The 15,121-nt window shown below is 65.8% G+C and carries 20 protein-coding genes; 9 read left to right on the top strand and 11 right to left on the bottom strand.

Going from position 1 to position 15,121, the window contains the following annotated elements:
- Window positions 1–194: hypothetical protein (locus tag JI746_RS22430; protein ID WP_201692514.1), on the top strand; the 194-nt coding region annotated here is incomplete at its 5' end.
- A 38-nt stretch (window positions 195–232) separates the two neighbouring features.
- Here JI746_RS22430 and JI746_RS22425 read toward each other — a convergent pair.
- The 10 genes from JI746_RS22425 to JI746_RS22380 form a co-directional block, all read right to left on the bottom strand.
- Window positions 233–607 (bottom strand): hypothetical protein, encoded by a 375-nt coding sequence (locus JI746_RS22425; protein WP_201692513.1) that lies wholly within the window; start codon window positions 605–607, stop codon window positions 233–235.
- Between the two features lie 52 nt (window positions 608–659).
- On the bottom strand, window positions 660–1,046 hold the full coding sequence (locus tag JI746_RS22420; protein WP_201692512.1) for a hypothetical protein: 387 nt from the start codon (window positions 1,044–1,046) through the stop codon (window positions 660–662).
- Window positions 1,043–1,828: a hypothetical protein gene (locus tag JI746_RS22415; protein WP_201692511.1), complete on the bottom strand. Its 786-nt coding sequence runs from the start codon at window positions 1,826–1,828 to the stop codon at window positions 1,043–1,045. The genes JI746_RS22420 and JI746_RS22415 overlap by 4 nt, the downstream gene beginning before the upstream one ends.
- Before the next feature lie 52 nt (window positions 1,829–1,880).
- A complete protein-coding gene (locus tag JI746_RS22410) occupies window positions 1,881–2,150 on the bottom strand; it encodes a hypothetical protein (RefSeq protein WP_201692510.1) in 270 nt (89 codons plus the stop codon).
- Window positions 2,151–2,203: 53 nt separating this feature from the next.
- Window positions 2,204–2,662 (bottom strand): HAD domain-containing protein, encoded by a 459-nt coding sequence (locus JI746_RS22405; protein ID WP_201692509.1) that lies wholly within the window; start codon window positions 2,660–2,662, stop codon window positions 2,204–2,206.
- A gap of 88 nt (window positions 2,663–2,750) precedes the next feature.
- Window positions 2,751–3,155, bottom strand: coding sequence for a hypothetical protein (locus JI746_RS22400; RefSeq protein ID WP_201692508.1), 405 nt, complete (start codon window positions 3,153–3,155; stop codon window positions 2,751–2,753).
- Window positions 3,156–3,273: 118 nt separating this feature from the next.
- The gene (locus tag JI746_RS22395; protein ID WP_201692507.1) at window positions 3,274–3,477 is read right to left on the bottom strand and encodes a UBA domain-containing protein; all 204 of its coding nucleotides are present in this window, start codon (window positions 3,475–3,477) and stop codon (window positions 3,274–3,276) included.
- Between the two features lie 3 nt (window positions 3,478–3,480).
- Window positions 3,481–4,269, bottom strand: coding sequence for a CsgG/HfaB family protein (locus tag JI746_RS22390; protein ID WP_201692506.1), 789 nt, complete (start codon window positions 4,267–4,269; stop codon window positions 3,481–3,483).
- Between the two features lie 93 nt (window positions 4,270–4,362).
- Window positions 4,363–5,793 carry a hypothetical protein gene (locus tag JI746_RS22385; RefSeq protein WP_201692505.1) on the bottom strand — a complete coding sequence of 477 codons (1,431 nt, stop codon included), beginning with the start codon at window positions 5,791–5,793 and terminating at the stop codon, window positions 4,363–4,365.
- 72 nt (window positions 5,794–5,865) lie between these two features.
- Window positions 5,866–6,093 (bottom strand): PspC domain-containing protein, encoded by a 228-nt coding sequence (locus tag JI746_RS22380; RefSeq protein WP_201692504.1) that lies wholly within the window; start codon window positions 6,091–6,093, stop codon window positions 5,866–5,868.
- Window positions 6,094–6,263: 170 nt separating this feature from the next.
- On the opposite strand from JI746_RS22380, the gene JI746_RS22375 reads away from it, so the two are divergent.
- On the top strand, window positions 6,264–7,709 hold the full coding sequence (locus JI746_RS22375; RefSeq protein WP_201692503.1) for a hypothetical protein: 1,446 nt from the start codon (window positions 6,264–6,266) through the stop codon (window positions 7,707–7,709).
- 12 nt (window positions 7,710–7,721) lie between these two features.
- Window positions 7,722–9,179, top strand: coding sequence for a hypothetical protein (locus JI746_RS22370; protein WP_201692502.1), 1,458 nt, complete (start codon window positions 7,722–7,724; stop codon window positions 9,177–9,179).
- Window positions 9,180–9,185: 6 nt separating this feature from the next.
- Here the strand turns inward: JI746_RS22370 and JI746_RS22365 are convergent, their stop codons facing one another.
- Window positions 9,186–9,386, bottom strand: coding sequence for a hypothetical protein (locus JI746_RS22365; RefSeq protein WP_201692501.1), 201 nt, complete (start codon window positions 9,384–9,386; stop codon window positions 9,186–9,188).
- A 132-nt stretch (window positions 9,387–9,518) separates the two neighbouring features.
- Here JI746_RS22365 and JI746_RS22360 point away from each other — a divergent pair, with 132 nt between their 5' ends.
- From JI746_RS22360 to JI746_RS22335, 6 genes are all read left to right on the top strand, one after another.
- A complete protein-coding gene (locus JI746_RS22360) occupies window positions 9,519–10,403 on the top strand; it encodes a hypothetical protein (protein WP_201692500.1) in 885 nt (294 codons plus the stop codon).
- Between the two features lie 107 nt (window positions 10,404–10,510).
- Window positions 10,511–11,293, top strand: coding sequence for a hypothetical protein (locus JI746_RS22355; RefSeq protein WP_201692499.1), 783 nt, complete (start codon window positions 10,511–10,513; stop codon window positions 11,291–11,293).
- 37 nt (window positions 11,294–11,330) lie between these two features.
- Window positions 11,331–12,143 (top strand): hypothetical protein, encoded by an 813-nt coding sequence (locus JI746_RS22350; protein WP_201692498.1) that lies wholly within the window; start codon window positions 11,331–11,333, stop codon window positions 12,141–12,143.
- Between the two features lie 26 nt (window positions 12,144–12,169).
- Complete coding sequence (locus JI746_RS22345; protein ID WP_201692497.1) at window positions 12,170–12,997, top strand: hypothetical protein; 828 nt, start codon at window positions 12,170–12,172, stop codon at window positions 12,995–12,997.
- Window positions 12,998–13,022: 25 nt separating this feature from the next.
- Complete coding sequence (locus JI746_RS22340) at window positions 13,023–14,489, top strand: hypothetical protein (protein WP_201692496.1); 1,467 nt, start codon at window positions 13,023–13,025, stop codon at window positions 14,487–14,489.
- Between the two features lie 354 nt (window positions 14,490–14,843).
- On the top strand, window positions 14,844–15,077 hold the full coding sequence (locus JI746_RS22335; RefSeq protein WP_201692495.1) for a type II toxin-antitoxin system Phd/YefM family antitoxin: 234 nt from the start codon (window positions 14,844–14,846) through the stop codon (window positions 15,075–15,077).
- Window positions 15,078–15,121 lie beyond the last annotated feature (44 nt).

Raw genomic sequence — 15,121 nt, 5'->3', positions numbered from 1 at the left:
GCTCGAACGACCACGACCCCACGACCATCTTCCTGGACGACGCCGTGAGCTTCGTGGAGAAGGCACGCAACGCCAAACGCATCATGGTGCGCATGCTGATGTACCAGGCCGGCCAGCAGACGCTGACCTTCAACACCGGCAAGCCGCTCGCGTTCGAGCTGCCGAACCGCACCGCCGAGGGCGAAAAGAAGTAGCCCCGCACGGGGGCGGGGCGTTTGGGGCGCTCTTCAGTTCAGCGAGAGCTCGGGTCGATGTCGATGACCAGGCCGCCGGGCCGCTGCATCGCGTGGAACGCTTCGATGGGGGCCAGGACGTAGCCGGTCGGCTTCACGGGCGCGGGGAAGGTTACCGGGCCGTAGCCCCAGTACTTGTGGCGTTGACCCGGGCCCTGCACTTCCACGACATAGCCGCCCGGTTTGGTGATGCGGAAGCCAGGCGGAAGCATTGCGATGGTGTACCCAATCGGCGCGGGCAGGTGGCCGAAAGCGCTGGGCATCGAGCCAGGGTAACCGGCGGGGCGGGTCAGCGAGCCGAAACTGCCTTGCGCCTGCGCGGCAAAGGGCAGGGCGGCGAGCAGCACGAGGGCAGCAATGGCGGGACGGCGCATTCTTGTTCTCCGAGGTCAGGATGGATGCCTCTTTGACACCGGACCTTGGGAATCATTTCGAGGGAACTGCGGCGAGCGGCCCGACCTCGATGACGTCCGTGATTCCGTGGCGGCGCAACAGCGCTTCGAACTGCGTGAGTTGGACACGGAGCGCGCGCTCGTGGGGCAGATACGCTAGCCCTTCCTGGCGCGCGATGCGCGCGGCTTCGTCTGCCTGCGCGCCCGCGATGCTCACGTGCAGCCACGTGCGGCCCTGCTCGAACCGAACGACAGCCCCGCGCGTGCCCGCAACAGGCGCGGGCACAAACGGTGGCGTGGCCAGCCAGCCGGGCGAAACAGCCTCGGGCACTGGCAGCACCTGGCAGAAGAGCGAGGCAGGGGCGGCCACCGCGCCCGCCAGGGTGACGGTCAGCAGGGTTGCTCGCAAGCCCCGGTTCATCCGAGCTCCACGTCGGAGCGGCGGCCCTTGCTGGGCGCTGCCTTTGACAGCTGCTGCGCGCGGTTGACGCGCTCGATGGTGAGGCTCTTCGAGAAGTCTTCGTAGACGCCCAGCGACTTCAGGATTTCCGCCGCCTGCATGGTCGGCAGCACCAGCGTGCCGCTGGACTGCTGGAAGGGCAGGTCGTTCACGTGGGCCGTCGAGGCGGTGAAGTCGCGCCCGTAGCCGTCCAGGACGCGCACATGCAGCTGCGACGAATCGCGCGAACGCCCGACCAGCTTGGCCTGGAACACGGGCGTCACTGCGACGGGGGCTTGGGCAACCGGCGCAGCCTGGACTTCGCGGTAGGCAGGCTGGGCAACCGGATAGGTGCGCACCGGCTCATAAGCGGGATGCTGCACATAGACGGTCCGGGGCTGGTAAGCGGGCTGCTGCACCGGCTGGGCGGGCGCGGAACGGGCCCAGTCGACCGCGGCGTCCATCGCGACGCCGGCCACGCCCATGACGGTGCCACCGACCACGTAGTTCGTGCCACGTTCGCGCAGCTCGCCCGCCAGCTTGTAGTTCGCCACGCCCTTGAGGCCCTGCACGAGGATGTTGGTGAGCTGGTCCTGGCCGCGGGTCTGGGCGTCCGCATTGCCTGCCATGCCCATACCGAGGGCCACAGCGAGCGCCGCAAGCCACATCGCGGCGTTGCGCCGGACAGCGGTGTCGCCGCGCAGTTCGACGTTGATGCTGGCGGGGTCCTTGAAGAAGGATTGGGCGCGTTCTTGTGGGGTCACGGTGTCACCTCTGGAAGATTCATTCGTATGGGTCGTATAGCGAGCCGCGGCCTCAGGCGACGCTCAAACAGACCTCGTGGATGCGTTGGATGCCTTGGGGCGCCATCTCGAAGAGCAGCACGCAGGGGTCACCCTGGATGGCGTCGAGCGCGTCTTCCGGCAGGTCGTCGAAGATGCAGTTCAGCCCCTCACCCGTGACCTGCAAGTCGCGTCCGTCCAGCGCAAAGCGCGGGCGCTTCGGCAGCAGGCCGGCATTAACGGAAAGCGCAATCTCCCCTTCGGAGTTGCGCAGGATTTCGTACGGGCTCATGGCGGGCGTCATTTCTTCTCCGGAAGGTGGTCCGGAGTTAGACAAACGAACCCGGGATTTGCTTGCTATACGGCGGGCAGGGCTCGAGCCAGCGCGCGCCGCAGCCGCTCCTGCACCGCGGTGTCGGACAGGCCTGCCTGCGGGTCGCACACGACGAGCTGCTCCAATCCGACCGGATACGCAGACGGCTCGTCATCGAGTATCACGAAGTGCTCGACCTGCTCGCACTCACAGTAGGCCTGGATGCTCGCAAAGCGGCTGGCCAGCTCCCGCGGGGTCGCGCCCGCCACGCGGCTCGCCAGCGCCGGCGGCAGGACTGCCTTGAGTTGCTCGTCCGTCTCCCAGCTCATACGCCAGGACGAGTGCACGAGCACCCTCACGTCAGGAAAGTCCTCGAGGACCGCCAGCAAGTGCGGCAGCCACTGGAAAGCGCCTTCGCCGGACACGGTGCCGTCTTCATTGAACGAGACCGTTCCGGGCCTGTGAAAAACCCCGTCGACGTCGATGAACAAAGTGGCTGCCATGACAGAGCACACGATGCTACCCGCATGAAAGCGCGGGTGCAGCCGTTTCCGAGCTACCGAGTCTTGCTGCTACTGCAGCGCTCGGACCTCAGTACTCGATGCCGCCCCTGGCTTGGCGGCCGCGAGCTGGCTCCTGTCCCATGAAGGGGCACACGTTCGACGTGAAGCGCTCGACCAGGCGCTCCAGGCTGGAGAAGCTGCGGTCCACCAGGTGGTCTTCGGCCTTCACGAAGTTCAGGTTCGCGTCGAGAGCGACCAGCGAGGCCGTGTGGCCGTGGCCGAATTCGGGGATGCCTGCGGCCTTCAGCCGCGTCTCGCTCACGCCGGCGTCGCGAAACGCCTGATAGGAGATTTCCGTCTCGTCATAGGCGAGCAGCACATAGCCCTTGCCCAGGCGCCCCATCTGCGAGTGCGTGTAGCTCCAATTGCTGCTCTTCTCCAGCGCGGCCAGTGCCGCTTCGGTCGCGGCTGCAGGGATGTCGTTTTGGCTCATTCGGTCACGCTCCGTGCGGGTATTCGCAATGAAGGTATGACCATCTGCCGAGGCCCGCATTTGCTATATCCATGCAAAAGGCGGCCGAAGCCGCCTGGAGTTTCCTCGCGAGGTGCGCTTAGAAGGTCAGTGCGCGACGCACTTCCCAGAAAAGTCGCACCAACAGGTCCCACCCGCAGGTGAGGGCGCGCTCGATTGCTCGCATTGCGTCGTGCACCGGGAACCCGAGCGACGCCAGCAAGGCCATGGCCTTGGGCAGCAGCACAGCGAGTACCAGCAGCATGAACACGCCGCAGATGATGTTGACCAGCCCGCGCAGCACTGCTTACTCCGCGGCCGGGGTGACGCCCTTGGCCTTGAACAGCGTGTTGGCGATGAAGATGGTGCTCGAGGCGACCGCTTCGCGCGACACGGCGTCCAGCGACGTGCTCTTCTGGTTGGACATGCTGCCACCCACGCCGAAGATGCCGCCGGCAGCGGTACCGCCGCCCAGCACGCCCAGGCCGAAGGAGCTGCTCTCGGAATCCGCGACGATGGTCTTGGAGTCCAGCACCTTGGCGCGATTGACGTCGATGACGCGGATGTCCAGCGACAGGCGGACCTTCTTCTTCGTGGTGCCGACGCTGCCGATGATGGGGATGAAGCCGCCGCCGATGGCCTTCGTTTCGGTGCCGCCTTCGATGGAAGTGACGGCGCCGGAGACCAGGAAGTCGGCCTGCTGCGCTTCGACCTTCTTGCCCACCAGGGCCAGTTCCTTGTTGATGTCGTCCAGGGCCGCGCGCTCCTGGATGTCGAAGCAGCCGGTCTCCTTCAGGGCCGTGGTGAGCATGCTGCCCAGGCCGTCGCCGACGGCGCCGACGTTGCCGAGGCCACCTTCGGCCAGCGCTTTCATCTGCAGCAGCTGCGCCACCGGGTTGTGGGCGTTGGCGGCGCTGTTGGCTTGGCAGGAGTCGGCCTTGCATTCCAGCTTGCCCACGACGAGGGTACCCAGCGGCTTGTCGCACCGCGGCAGCTTGTAGTCACGCGACTGCGTGGTGATGGTGTCTTCCGCGAATGCGGCGGTCGAAAGGGCCACAGCCGCAAAAGCGGCCAGGGCGAGGGCGGTCTTCTTCATATGGTTTTGTCTCCAATGGTTGTTGGGTTGCGCTCTCCCTTTGACCGGTGAGGCCGCTGTTTATTTCGGCGGGCGTATAAAAACCCGGCCGGCTCAACGCTCCGCGGCTTGCTCCGCTTTCCGGGACTTAGCCAGGTCCTTCTCGATGGCTTGGCGGGTGGCGGCCTGGTCCATCGCGACGATGGCGCGGGAGACGAGCTGGCGCGGCTCGATGGCCTGCAGGCACGCCCACTGCTTGCCCTTGGCGTCCGCCACCGCGATGTCCACCAGGTTGTCGTTCTGCGCATTCAGAGAAACGAGCACCTGGTCCTTTCCAACGCGAATCGGGTTCGGGCCGGTCACGTCCTCGAGGCCCTTGGTCTCACCGCCCGTCATCGCGGCAAGAACAGCCATGTGCGCGGAGACCTGCGGCACGTTGTGTGCCTTGGCGTCTTCCACGAACGCCTTGATGTCGGCCCAGCGCTCCGGGGTGAAATAGAGCCCGCCGTACAGGTTCGTGAACGAGACGGCGCCACTCTGGCCGTCCGCCGGAATCACCGCATACTTCTTCAAGTCCCCCTCGCGCTCGCCGTTGCGCCAGACCGTGCGCTCCGAGGCGCGCCAGTCCTCGGCAGGCCTGCTGGTGTCGACCACCACGAACTTGCCGGGCGTGCCGGCAGTGCCTGCGCGCACCATCGCGGAAGTGACCGCGGGCACGGCGCTCAGGAGCTTGGCGTGATAGGCCGCTTCGGCGCCTTCGCGCAGCTCGAAGGCACGCAGGTCCATTGCACGACGCAGCACGGACTCAGGCCAGTCAGCCACCTGCTCGGGCGTGAGCTGCACGCACTCGTTCAAGTACTTCAGGGGGCTGGAGCCTGCCTTGATGTTCACCCGAATGTCCCTGACACCGCTGTCGTCTTCCTTGATGAGGGTCACGACGTGGTTGCCGCGGGAGCTGCCGCTGTCGCGGCTGCCGACCACGTAGTCGTAGCCACGGCCCTTCAGCCAGTCGTCCTCGGGCAGGGCGAAGATGTTGGTGTCCACGACGACGCGCTGCTTGCGCGTCTCAGCACGGGCCTCGGCGCGCAGTTGCGCGGCAGGAGTGCCCGCCAGCAGTACTTCGGCCTGCTTCAGGGCGGCTTGCCTTTCCGGCGAGCGGTACCAGCAGTCCGGGTCCTCGACGAGCTCTTTCTTGATGCGGTCGATGTTGGTCTGGACGTCGACGGCCTTGATTCGGTACTGGTCAGAGGTGCCCAGCTTGGTGTCGAGCGCCACCATGGCGTCAACCAAGGCCTTTTCAACCGCGTCCAGCTCCGCATACGGCGCGGCGGCTACCAGTCCCAGGTTGCGAGGGAACTGGCTGGAGCCATCAGCTTGATGCAAGGTCAGGCTGGCTCGCAGGGCGGCCTCGTTTTCCGCCCAGCAGTAGGCCTGGGGCTCGTAGCTCTTGGGCGAGACGTTGTTGCTGCAGGCGCGCACGATGGCGCAGGCAGTGCCGTCTTCCAGGGTCACCACCTTCAGCGATTTGACGATTTCGTAGCTCATGGCCGTTCCGAAGCAGGGATTCCCTTTGGACAGCCAGCAAGGGGCGCTGTCCGCTATACCGGCTTCGGCAGGTCAGGCGCTCGGCTCGGTCTTCACGTCACCGTAATCGGCGTCCGTCATCTTGGGCATCAGAACCCACGCGATGACGTACAGCCAGAACGTGCCGCCCATGAAGAACAGACCGAAGATGGCCGCGAACCGAAGCACCCACACCGGGGCGTCCATGTAGCGGGCCAGGCCCGCGCACACGCCGCCGAGGGCGCCGTTGCGGGTGTCGCGTTTGAGGTCAGAAAGGCTCATTTCAGTTGTCTCGCGAGAGTTCTTGTTCCTCATATAGACACTGGCCGTGCGAAACGGTGCTTCCTGCGTATAGCTAACGGGCAGCACCTCACAGGGTCTAACCGGAGCGCGCCGGCGCCGCCTCAGGGCGAGCTGGCTTTCCTTCCCGAATACGACCTGAGCGAGAAGCCATGGAAGAAATGGAGTGGCTGAAAGAGGCCCTTGAAAAAGATGTTTTCCCGACCTTGGTGGCGCAGGGCTTCCGCTGCGAGGCGAAGTACTGGCCTGGCGGCAAGGACGGGGGTGCGCAGCTGAATGTCGACATCCTGGGCGGCTCCAACCAGAGCCCGTTCGGATTCAGAACCACTTACGAACAGGTTGATGCGTCGGGCCAAGCGGCGAAGTTCTGCCAGGGCTTGTTTCATGACCCTCGCCGGTCTTCGTTCCACCCGCGCAACCAGTTCCTGCTCGCACTGGCGGACCTGCGCAGCACGTACAACCGCATCAACGAGCTCGCCGGCACAGCCGACGGCCGTGACGCCGGCGTCTGCGACATGCTGGAAGCCATTCATCCGCGGGGCGCGTGGGCCAAGCGTTTCGCGCGTGGCTGCATCGAGCCCGAACAGGCCCAGCAGGTGCTCTCGATGGCCACCGGCGATTTCGCGACCCTGGTGCGGGACCCCATCGCCCGAACCCTCGCACTGCAGTACCTGGAGAAAGCCGAAGGCCTGCATGTGGCCGTGCACCAGGCCGAGCCTACTGGTTGGGAGCTCGCCGCATTCGTCACTTCGCCGCTTGGCCTGAGCAAGCTCACCTACCTCAACCCGGGCGACCACAGCTACCGGTTGGAAGCAGCGGTGATGAATGACGGCCAACTGCGCAAGCTCGAATTCGTCCAGCAGCACGGCGAGCAGTACCGCCACAGCTTCCCGCGGGAGCAGGGCACGACGCTGGCGCAGGCGCTGGAGCAGGCCAACGACTGGGTGTGCAACGACGGGGTGGATGCCGTCAAGCGCGCGCAGTTCGCAGACCTCAAGGCTCGCGTGAAGCCGGAGCTGTTCGTTCTTGGGGCTACGGACCAGGAGCTGAAGCTGCGCATCTCCAGCCCCAAGGCGGAAGTGCTGGTCACCGTCCTGCACGACCACGGCGCGAATGGTCGCCTGAAGGAAGACCCTGCTGCTGTCCTCAAAGGCCTCATCCGGCGCGAGGGCGCCACCATGGCTCAGACCCTGCACGCATACGTGAGTGAGCTCTGCGAGCTCGTGATGGCCGAAGCCAAGGAAGTCCGCGGGCGGATGGGCGGCGCTTCAATCACGCGCGAAGGCGGCACGAGCGTGAGCGGGAACTGGCTCCTCGGCTTCGAGCAGGAGAGCTTCAAAGTGCCGTCCGTCTTCGACCACGGCCTTCGCGCGCAGCGCTTGGCGGCGCCGCAAGCGCTTCAAGAGCGCATTTTCCGGATGCAGCTGGATGCCCCGGGCCGCCCCGAGCGCCTGCAGCGCGCGGAACTTCTGGGCGTGGCAGAACTGGACCCGAGCTTGGTTACTGGCGTCCTCGTGCACCAAGAGCAGTCGCGGTTCCTGGCGCAGGAAAAGGCGCTGGCCAAGACCGCGAAGAAGCAACGCGGCACCGGCCGCTGAACGAAGACCGACATGGACGAAATGCTTTGGCTCAAGGACGCACTGGAAGCGGACGTGTTCCCTGAGCTTGAACTCAAGGGCTTTCGGTGCCACGCCGAGTACCGCAACGGCTCCAAACTGTTTTCGCTGCACCCGTGCCTGGTCCTCGACTTTGAAGGCGGCTCCAACCAGAGCCCAGCCGGCGTGCGGATTGCCTACTTCGCAGACGACAAGGGGCGGGCGCGGTGTGCGGTGGAGACCTTGCTCCAAGACCCGCGCAAGCCCGCAACGCACCCGCAGAACGTGTTGCTGCGCCAGCTCACGGACCTCTACACGAACCAGGAGCTCCTGCGCGGCACGGACAGAGGCGACTCGTACAGCACGTCCACCGCCGAGCGGCTCCTGCAGGCGGTCTTCGTCCCCGAGGCCCGCAGTGTCTTTTACCCGGGAAGCATCGACCCGGAGCAAGCGGATGTCGTCCGTGCCCGAGTGGTCGGCAGCCGCGACGTGAAGCGCGCAATAGACGGGCGTGCGCACCTTCTCAGCCGGCTGGAGATGTTGGAGCCCCTGCACCGGGAACTCGCGGGAACCGACTTCCAGCGCTGGCCCGTTTCATTGTTCTCCGAGGCGTTCGGCCCGAGGGGTTTCCACCGCATCGCATTCGCTCCCGGCGGCCAGACGGAATACCGCATCGAGCTGTGCGTGGAGCGAGACGGCCAGCTGCGCTCGGCCGAATTCGTGCCGAGCATCGCGCACAAGTTTGGCAAGGAACTCGATGTGCCACCCGGGACGTCGGTGAAGCAGGCACTCCAGCATGCCGGGGAGTGGCTCCAGCGCGAGGAACTCGGGCACGTGCGGCAGGCCCGGTTCGAGGGGCTGACGGAGCGCCTCACCCTCAATCCCATCAAGGTCACGCGCGCGACCCAGAATTCCATCGAGGTCACCGTGGCCGCCCCGACGGGAAACCCTGTTTCGGTTCGGCCCGCACTGGAAAACGAGAAGGTCACCGGCATCAGCAAGGACCCCGTGAAGGTGCTGAAGGCGCTTTTCGGCGAAGGCCACGGCATTGCCGGCGCCACGCTGGTGGAGTACCTCAAAACGCACTGCGAGGCCCTGCTGGATGCCGTCAAAGAGGTGCAGCAGGTCGCACCGGCCATCACCGGGAAGCGAACGCTTGTCCGCGGCGCCGCCGGCTTCGAGCTGAAGGGCGCGGACGGTAGCACCCACCTGTTCAGCATCGCGACGAACGCTTCGGCGACCAAGTACTACGTCTTCCCGGCTTCCTACGAATCTACGCTGTGGGTTGGCCGGCTGCAGCAGCAAGTTCGCGGCACTGCGGGCTACGTGCCTGCCAAGCTCGCCGCCGGGACGCTCCCGCCTGACACCGACCAGGTGGCACAAGTCATTGCATGCCGCGAGTTCGCCAAGCTCGAAGAGCGCGAGAAGGCCGCAGCCAAGGCTGCGAAGAAGCAGCGCGACACCGGGCGCTGACGCTCGCTAGCCCTCAACCACGCCCTGCGCGGCGGTCTTCACTTGTTCGAGCCGCCCCCGCTCGATAGCCTCAAGCGGGGTCAGGCCGCCCAAGGAATACCTGCCGTTGAGCAGGAACTGCATCTTGGTCCCGAGGCTCTCGTCCTTGAGGATTTCGAGCACCTCAAGAAGCTGCTGGAGCTGATGTTGGTCGCGCAAGTCGAGCATCCACCGACCATAGCGCAAGGGCGGCGCCTTGTCAGCCGCCGTGCACCTGCAGCAAATGTGCCCAGCCCTTCCGCTGTCTAACCGACGTGACGACACGTCGTCAGAACCTACACCGCCCGGAAAGACCTGCAGATGGAAGAACTGGAATGGCTCAAAGAGCACCTGGAGACCGTAGCGGCGCCTGAACTGGCGACAGGCGGCGTCGTCTGCAAGCTGGAGCTCACGCAAGGCGAGACAACGCGGCTTCACGTGGAACTGGGAACAGAACCAGTGCTTCGCTGCCCCGTCGAATACCACAAGGTGTTCGAGGAAGAGAGCCGCGGCGTGCCCGCCGTGCGCGTCACCCAATGGCTGCGGGTGCACAACCCGGCGCTGCCGGCGCAGGACCCACAGAACGTGTTCCTGGAAGCAATTTCTCGGCTCGACCCCGAAACGGACCTCGGGGTTGCGCAGTTGCTGCACCACCTGTTCACTCCTGAAAAGCCGTGGAACCTGAATCAGCGCCCCGCAGCGGAACGCAGCACCCAGATTACGGGCGAGCCGACACCCGACGAGGCGTCATTCATGCTGGCCAGCCCCACCGGCCGGCAATTCACGGGCTTCGTGCTGCGTCCGGAAGAGGGCGACGGGCTGCGGGAGAGGCTGGACGCGCTCAAGGACGCATATCGCACGCTCGCGCAGGTCGACTTCCGCACCTGGAAGCTGACCTCGTACTCCCCGCAATCCGACGGCACGCTCTCCGTGGCCTTCGACGCTCGCGAGGACCGCCGGGCGTCATTGGTGCTCGGAATTGACATGCAGGGTTCCGTGCTGTGCGCCCACGCTGTGGACGGCTTGGCGTTCCAGCGCCGCGAGGAGTCGCCCGAGGCCGCGCGGCTGCCCATTCGCGAACGCATGGCGGCGGGCCTGAAGGCCATCCAGGACTTCCGCGCAGCCGAATGGGCCCAGACGCAGACCGGTGCCGCGCAGGCAGCGACGAAGCAGAAGAAGCCCAGGAGCCGCGACAGCGGCCGATAGCGCAACGCGCGGCTCTTCGCGGAGCCCACAGGCAGCAAACGCCCCCACCCCCTTGGCGGTCTAACCTCTGGCGCGCTCGGTTCGCGCCGATTGGGAGCAACCGCGCAATGGACGAACTCACCTGGCTTCAAGAAGCCTTCGAAACAGGCGTTGGCGAGCGGATTCGCCAGGCCGGCATGTACCTGAAGACCACCTATCGCGAGGTGGACGGGCCGAGCCGTGCAAGCGGCAAGTGCGGCGAACTGGACATCGTGGTCGCCACAGGCGGCGAATGCCCCGCGGTCTACCACAGGACTCTCAGGCAGGTACGTCCCGACTCGGAACAAGTGCAGTCCACCGAGTGGTGGCACCCACGCGCGCCACGCCGTGCGCCCGACCACCCCCTGAACCTGTTTCTCGCACAGGTGCCGCTGCTCAACGCGGAACACAAAGGGCGCGGCGAGGCCTACTACAGCGTCATTCCTGGCTGCATCACGGGTAACCCCGCCTGCCAGCAGACGCTCGATGGCGTCACCCCCGACGAAGCCGAGGGCTTGAAGGGTCGCGTTGTGGACGAATTCTTCAAGTTCGCCGGCGACCCGAAGTGGCAGCGGGGTGCCGCCCAAGCCCTGACCGATTCCGAGCGGGCGTATCTGCAGCTCGCGAGCGTGGACTTCACCAAGTGGAGCATGTCCTTTTGCGACGTCACCGACCGCCGACCGCACGGCAAGTTGCGCGTGACCTTCAAGGCACGCTCCCGCAAGACCCCCGGCCTGTATGCAGAAATCGGCAACGACGGTGGCATCTTGAAGCTCGAAGCGTCACGCGGCGGAGACCTTGCGCGCCTGGCTGCGGCAAATGGCGCGAGCAGCAACCTGGGCGCCGCGCTGGAATTCGCCGCGAAGCACTGAAAGAGCAGGCCAAGGCCCGCAAGGAGCAGGGGCGCTGATGGACGAGCTTCTCTACCTGCAGGAAGCCATCGAGACCGGCATCGGCCGGGAGCTTCGGGCGCAGGGCATGGACGTGCGCACCGAGTACACCGACCAGCCCCGCCCACGCCTGGCGGTGCGCGTCGAAGCTCATGGCCTATGCAGCGCGGTGCTCCACAAGGTGTTCGCGCAGTCGGCGATTTACCCGGACATGGCGGACGTGCAGCAGTGGTGGCACCCGCGAATCCCGGGCCTGCCCGAAGACCACCTGCAGAACCTCTTTCTCGCCGCGGCGCCGTGGCGCGCGGCAGAAGGCGGCGGAAGCCTTACCGCTTTGCTCGGTCTTTCGAGCCAGGACTTCGCGCACGCCTGCGTCGTATGGGGCGGAATGCCCACCAGCGTGGTCCCTGACGACGAGCGCACGCTGATGAACGACACCGCCGGACGGTGTTTCACCGGCTTTCTGGCCGACCCGCGCGCCCAGGAGCTGCTGCTGGATGCAGTGGTGGAGCTTCACGAGGTGCACGTGCAGCTCGCACTGGCCGACCCCGCGCAATGGAAGCTGAACGCCTTCAACACCGGCGGCAGGAAGGACGGCTATGTCGAAGCCAGCTTCACACCTGCCGGACGCACGCTGCCCGTGATGAACGTGCGCATCGGCCTGGACGGCCGGCTGCAGCGGGGTGAGGTGCTGGGCGTGCCGAAGGTCGATTTCGAGAAGTGCATCAAGGCTGGCGGCGACAAGCTCGGATTCGTGCTCGGGCACGCGCTCAAGCAAACGAAGGCTATCGCCAAGGCGCAGGCGCGGTCTAAAGAGGATAGGGGCCGCTGAAGGCACCCGCACGTCGAAAGCCCAGAATGGACGAACTCACCTATCTGCAAGACGCCATCGAGGCGGGAGCCGGCCGGCAACTGCGCGACGCCGGCATGAGCGTGGAAACCGCTTGCACCGCCGCGTACCCGGCGCAGCTGTCCATCCGCATCGGCTCTCCGCACAAGGACTGCCCGGTCACGCTGCGCAGGCTTTACACGCAACACGGACCAAGCGCCGCTTTCATCCGGGAGTGGTGGGAGTTCCAGGACCCGCGCAAGCCCGAAGACCACCCGCAAAACGTGTTCTTGCGCCGCATTGCCGCCATTGAGCACAACATCGGACGTCTGAACGACTTCATCGGGTTGCTGCAAGACCTGGAGCCGTCGTACCAATGCGGCACCTACTCCGTCCCCGACACGTTCGGCCCGGAAGAAGAGCATCGGCTCTTCCAGCTGCCCTCGGCCAAGAACTTCCCGGACCTCGCCGGCGACAAGCTGCAGCAGGCCGTGGTCCTGGCACGACTGACCGAGCGCGAACCTATTCACCGGCAGTTGGCCAGCGTCGACTGGTCAGAGTGGCGTCTGGCGTTCGGCGGCTTCCGCGTCACCGGAGAGCACGAAGACGCGGTGTTCCACCTGAAATTCCTGCCAGTGGGCAAGACCTCGCCTGAGCTGTCCCTGGACCTGACCGCCGAAGGCGGCGTACGCACAGTGACGGCGAGCGCCACCCGGCCCACTCTCGTGATGTGCCCGACGATGCCCGCGGGGCCGCTCACCCTCGCAGAAGCCCTGGAGCACAGCGTGGAGCAGGTCAAGCGCAACCAAGCCTTCATCAGGGCGGACCGGAAGCTCGCCCGCGAGGCGGAACGCTGAAAAACAAGAGACGAAGGGAGCCTGCATGGACGAATTCCTCTGGGCCAAGGACCTTATCGAGCAGGATGTGTTTCCTGGGCTCGACGCCAAGGGCTTCATCTGCAGCGCGGAATGCCCGGAGCAGGGCGGCGGCGAGCTGCGCCTGCGGGTCTCGCGCGACATCAACGACGGACGTCACCAGCTGACGCTGCGCCGGGAGTTCTGGCTGAGCGAGGCCGACGGCATCCCTGGCGCGCTGGGCCACCAGTGCTGGCTGGAAGTGCAGGACAACACAAAGCCGGCCGACCACGCACTGAACGTGATGCTGCGAAAGCTCATTCCGCGTCACAACCACCAGGGGCAGCACGAGGAGCTCCCGGGTCTGTACATGCAGGCGTTCTTCGGCCCAGCGGGTGAGGCGGCGGCCCTCTACACCCAAGGCGCTGCGATGGACCCGGAAATGGCCGCAGACGCCCTCAACGCTGATGCTGCCGACCGATTCTTCAGCATCTTCGACGGCAGCAACGAGCGCACGAAGCACGTTCCGCAGTGCATCGAAGAGTACATCAGGGACAAAGGGCCACTGCTGGAGCGACTGGTCGACGTCGACCTGAACACTTGGCGGCTCGTCGATGACGCGTGGAGCAAAGAACAGGACGCCTGGCTGGTGCTTCGGACGCCGGAGATGGACCAGTGGGGCAGCATCCAGCTCGATTTCAAGGCGAGCGGCCCAGTGAAAGCGCACCTGTACACCTACCAGCTCGGCGAAACCACCGAAATCCCGCTCACCGAGCAGCAGGCGTCCACGCCAGGCCAGACCATGGCAGCCGTGGAACACTGGATGCAAAACGAGGGGCGGCCACAGGTCCTCAAGGCGGGATTCTTCTGCCTACACAGCGCACTGCCCACGCTGACGCAGGAAGTGCTGGCGCTCACGGACAAGGAGCTGGTGCTGCGGCTGGTCACCGGCAACGGCCCCAAGATGGCCGTCGCGTTGGACCTCGAGGACGGCAAGGTGACCGGGATGCGGCCGCCGGCGAAAGAGCTGCTGGAGCTACTGTACATCTCCGGCGTGTCCCCCGAACACTTTGGGCAGTACCTGCGCTACTTCGGCAACCAGCTGGTGCAGCTGGCCGGCGAGCTCAGGGAGCGCATGCCAGACCTCACGATGTGCCACCAGGGCAGGGCGGTCACCTTCGTGCAGGCAAGGCTCTCGGTCGCGCACGAGCCGCAGGTGTTCGACGTGGCCAAGACAGGCAACGCGCGCCACATCAGGCCCTTGCCGATTCGCATGAAGGCGCGGCCGCCGACCGACATCGAAGCCGTGGCCGAGAAGTTCGGGGAAGACAAGCTCCTGGACCACCCACCGCGCAGCGAACAGATGACCCTCGGCTCGCTCACGCGCCCCACGTCCGGCCAGGTGCTCAACGCGGTGCTGTGCCGCGAGTATGCGGCCCTGCGCGAGCGTGAGCGCACGGCGCCAGGGCGCAAGCAGCGCGACACCGGCCGCTGACAGTGTTGGCGGCGCAGGGCCGTACCACTAAAATGAGCCAGAGCACCGAACCCTCACCGCGATGCGCGCGAATTTGAACGAGCTGACGAAAGCGATGCGCCCCGTGTCCGACGAAAGGGCGCGGGAACTTGTCCGCGAGCTTGAAGCCGCTGCGGGCCGCCCTGGAGACGGCTACCTGGCGGCGGAAAGCGAGCTTAGGGACGAGTTCTGGGAGCGGGCGCGGGCACTGAACTGCGACGTAAGCCGGTGAAGCGGCGCTGGCGAACTGCCCCGAGCAACCCAGGCAGTGCCGCTTGAGCGCGACGCACAGTGAAGGTCGCTAACTGCCGCCGCCAAAACGCATAGACTGCAGCGATGAAAACCGTCAGCCTGCGCGAGGCCAGGTCCACGCTTTCCCGCCTGGTTGAGGCGCTTGAAAGTGGCAGCGAGCAGGAAGTCGTCATCACCCGAAGGGGTCAGCCGGTAGCCAAACTTCTTCCGGCCCAGGCTGCTCCGGCCAGCGCTCGCATTGGCGTGGCCAAGGGCTTGTTCCAGATGCCTGAATCCGATGCGGCCCTCGACGCCGAGGTGTCGCGTCTATTCACGTGAAGAAAAGCCCCGAAGCGCAGTGCGTCCGGGGCTTTGCAATCAGT

The organism is Ramlibacter alkalitolerans, from assembly GCF_016722765.1.
GTDB classification, from domain to species: domain Bacteria; phylum Pseudomonadota; class Gammaproteobacteria; order Burkholderiales; family Burkholderiaceae_C; genus Ramlibacter; species Ramlibacter alkalitolerans.
This window is presented reverse-complemented; position numbering and strand designations above follow the sequence as displayed.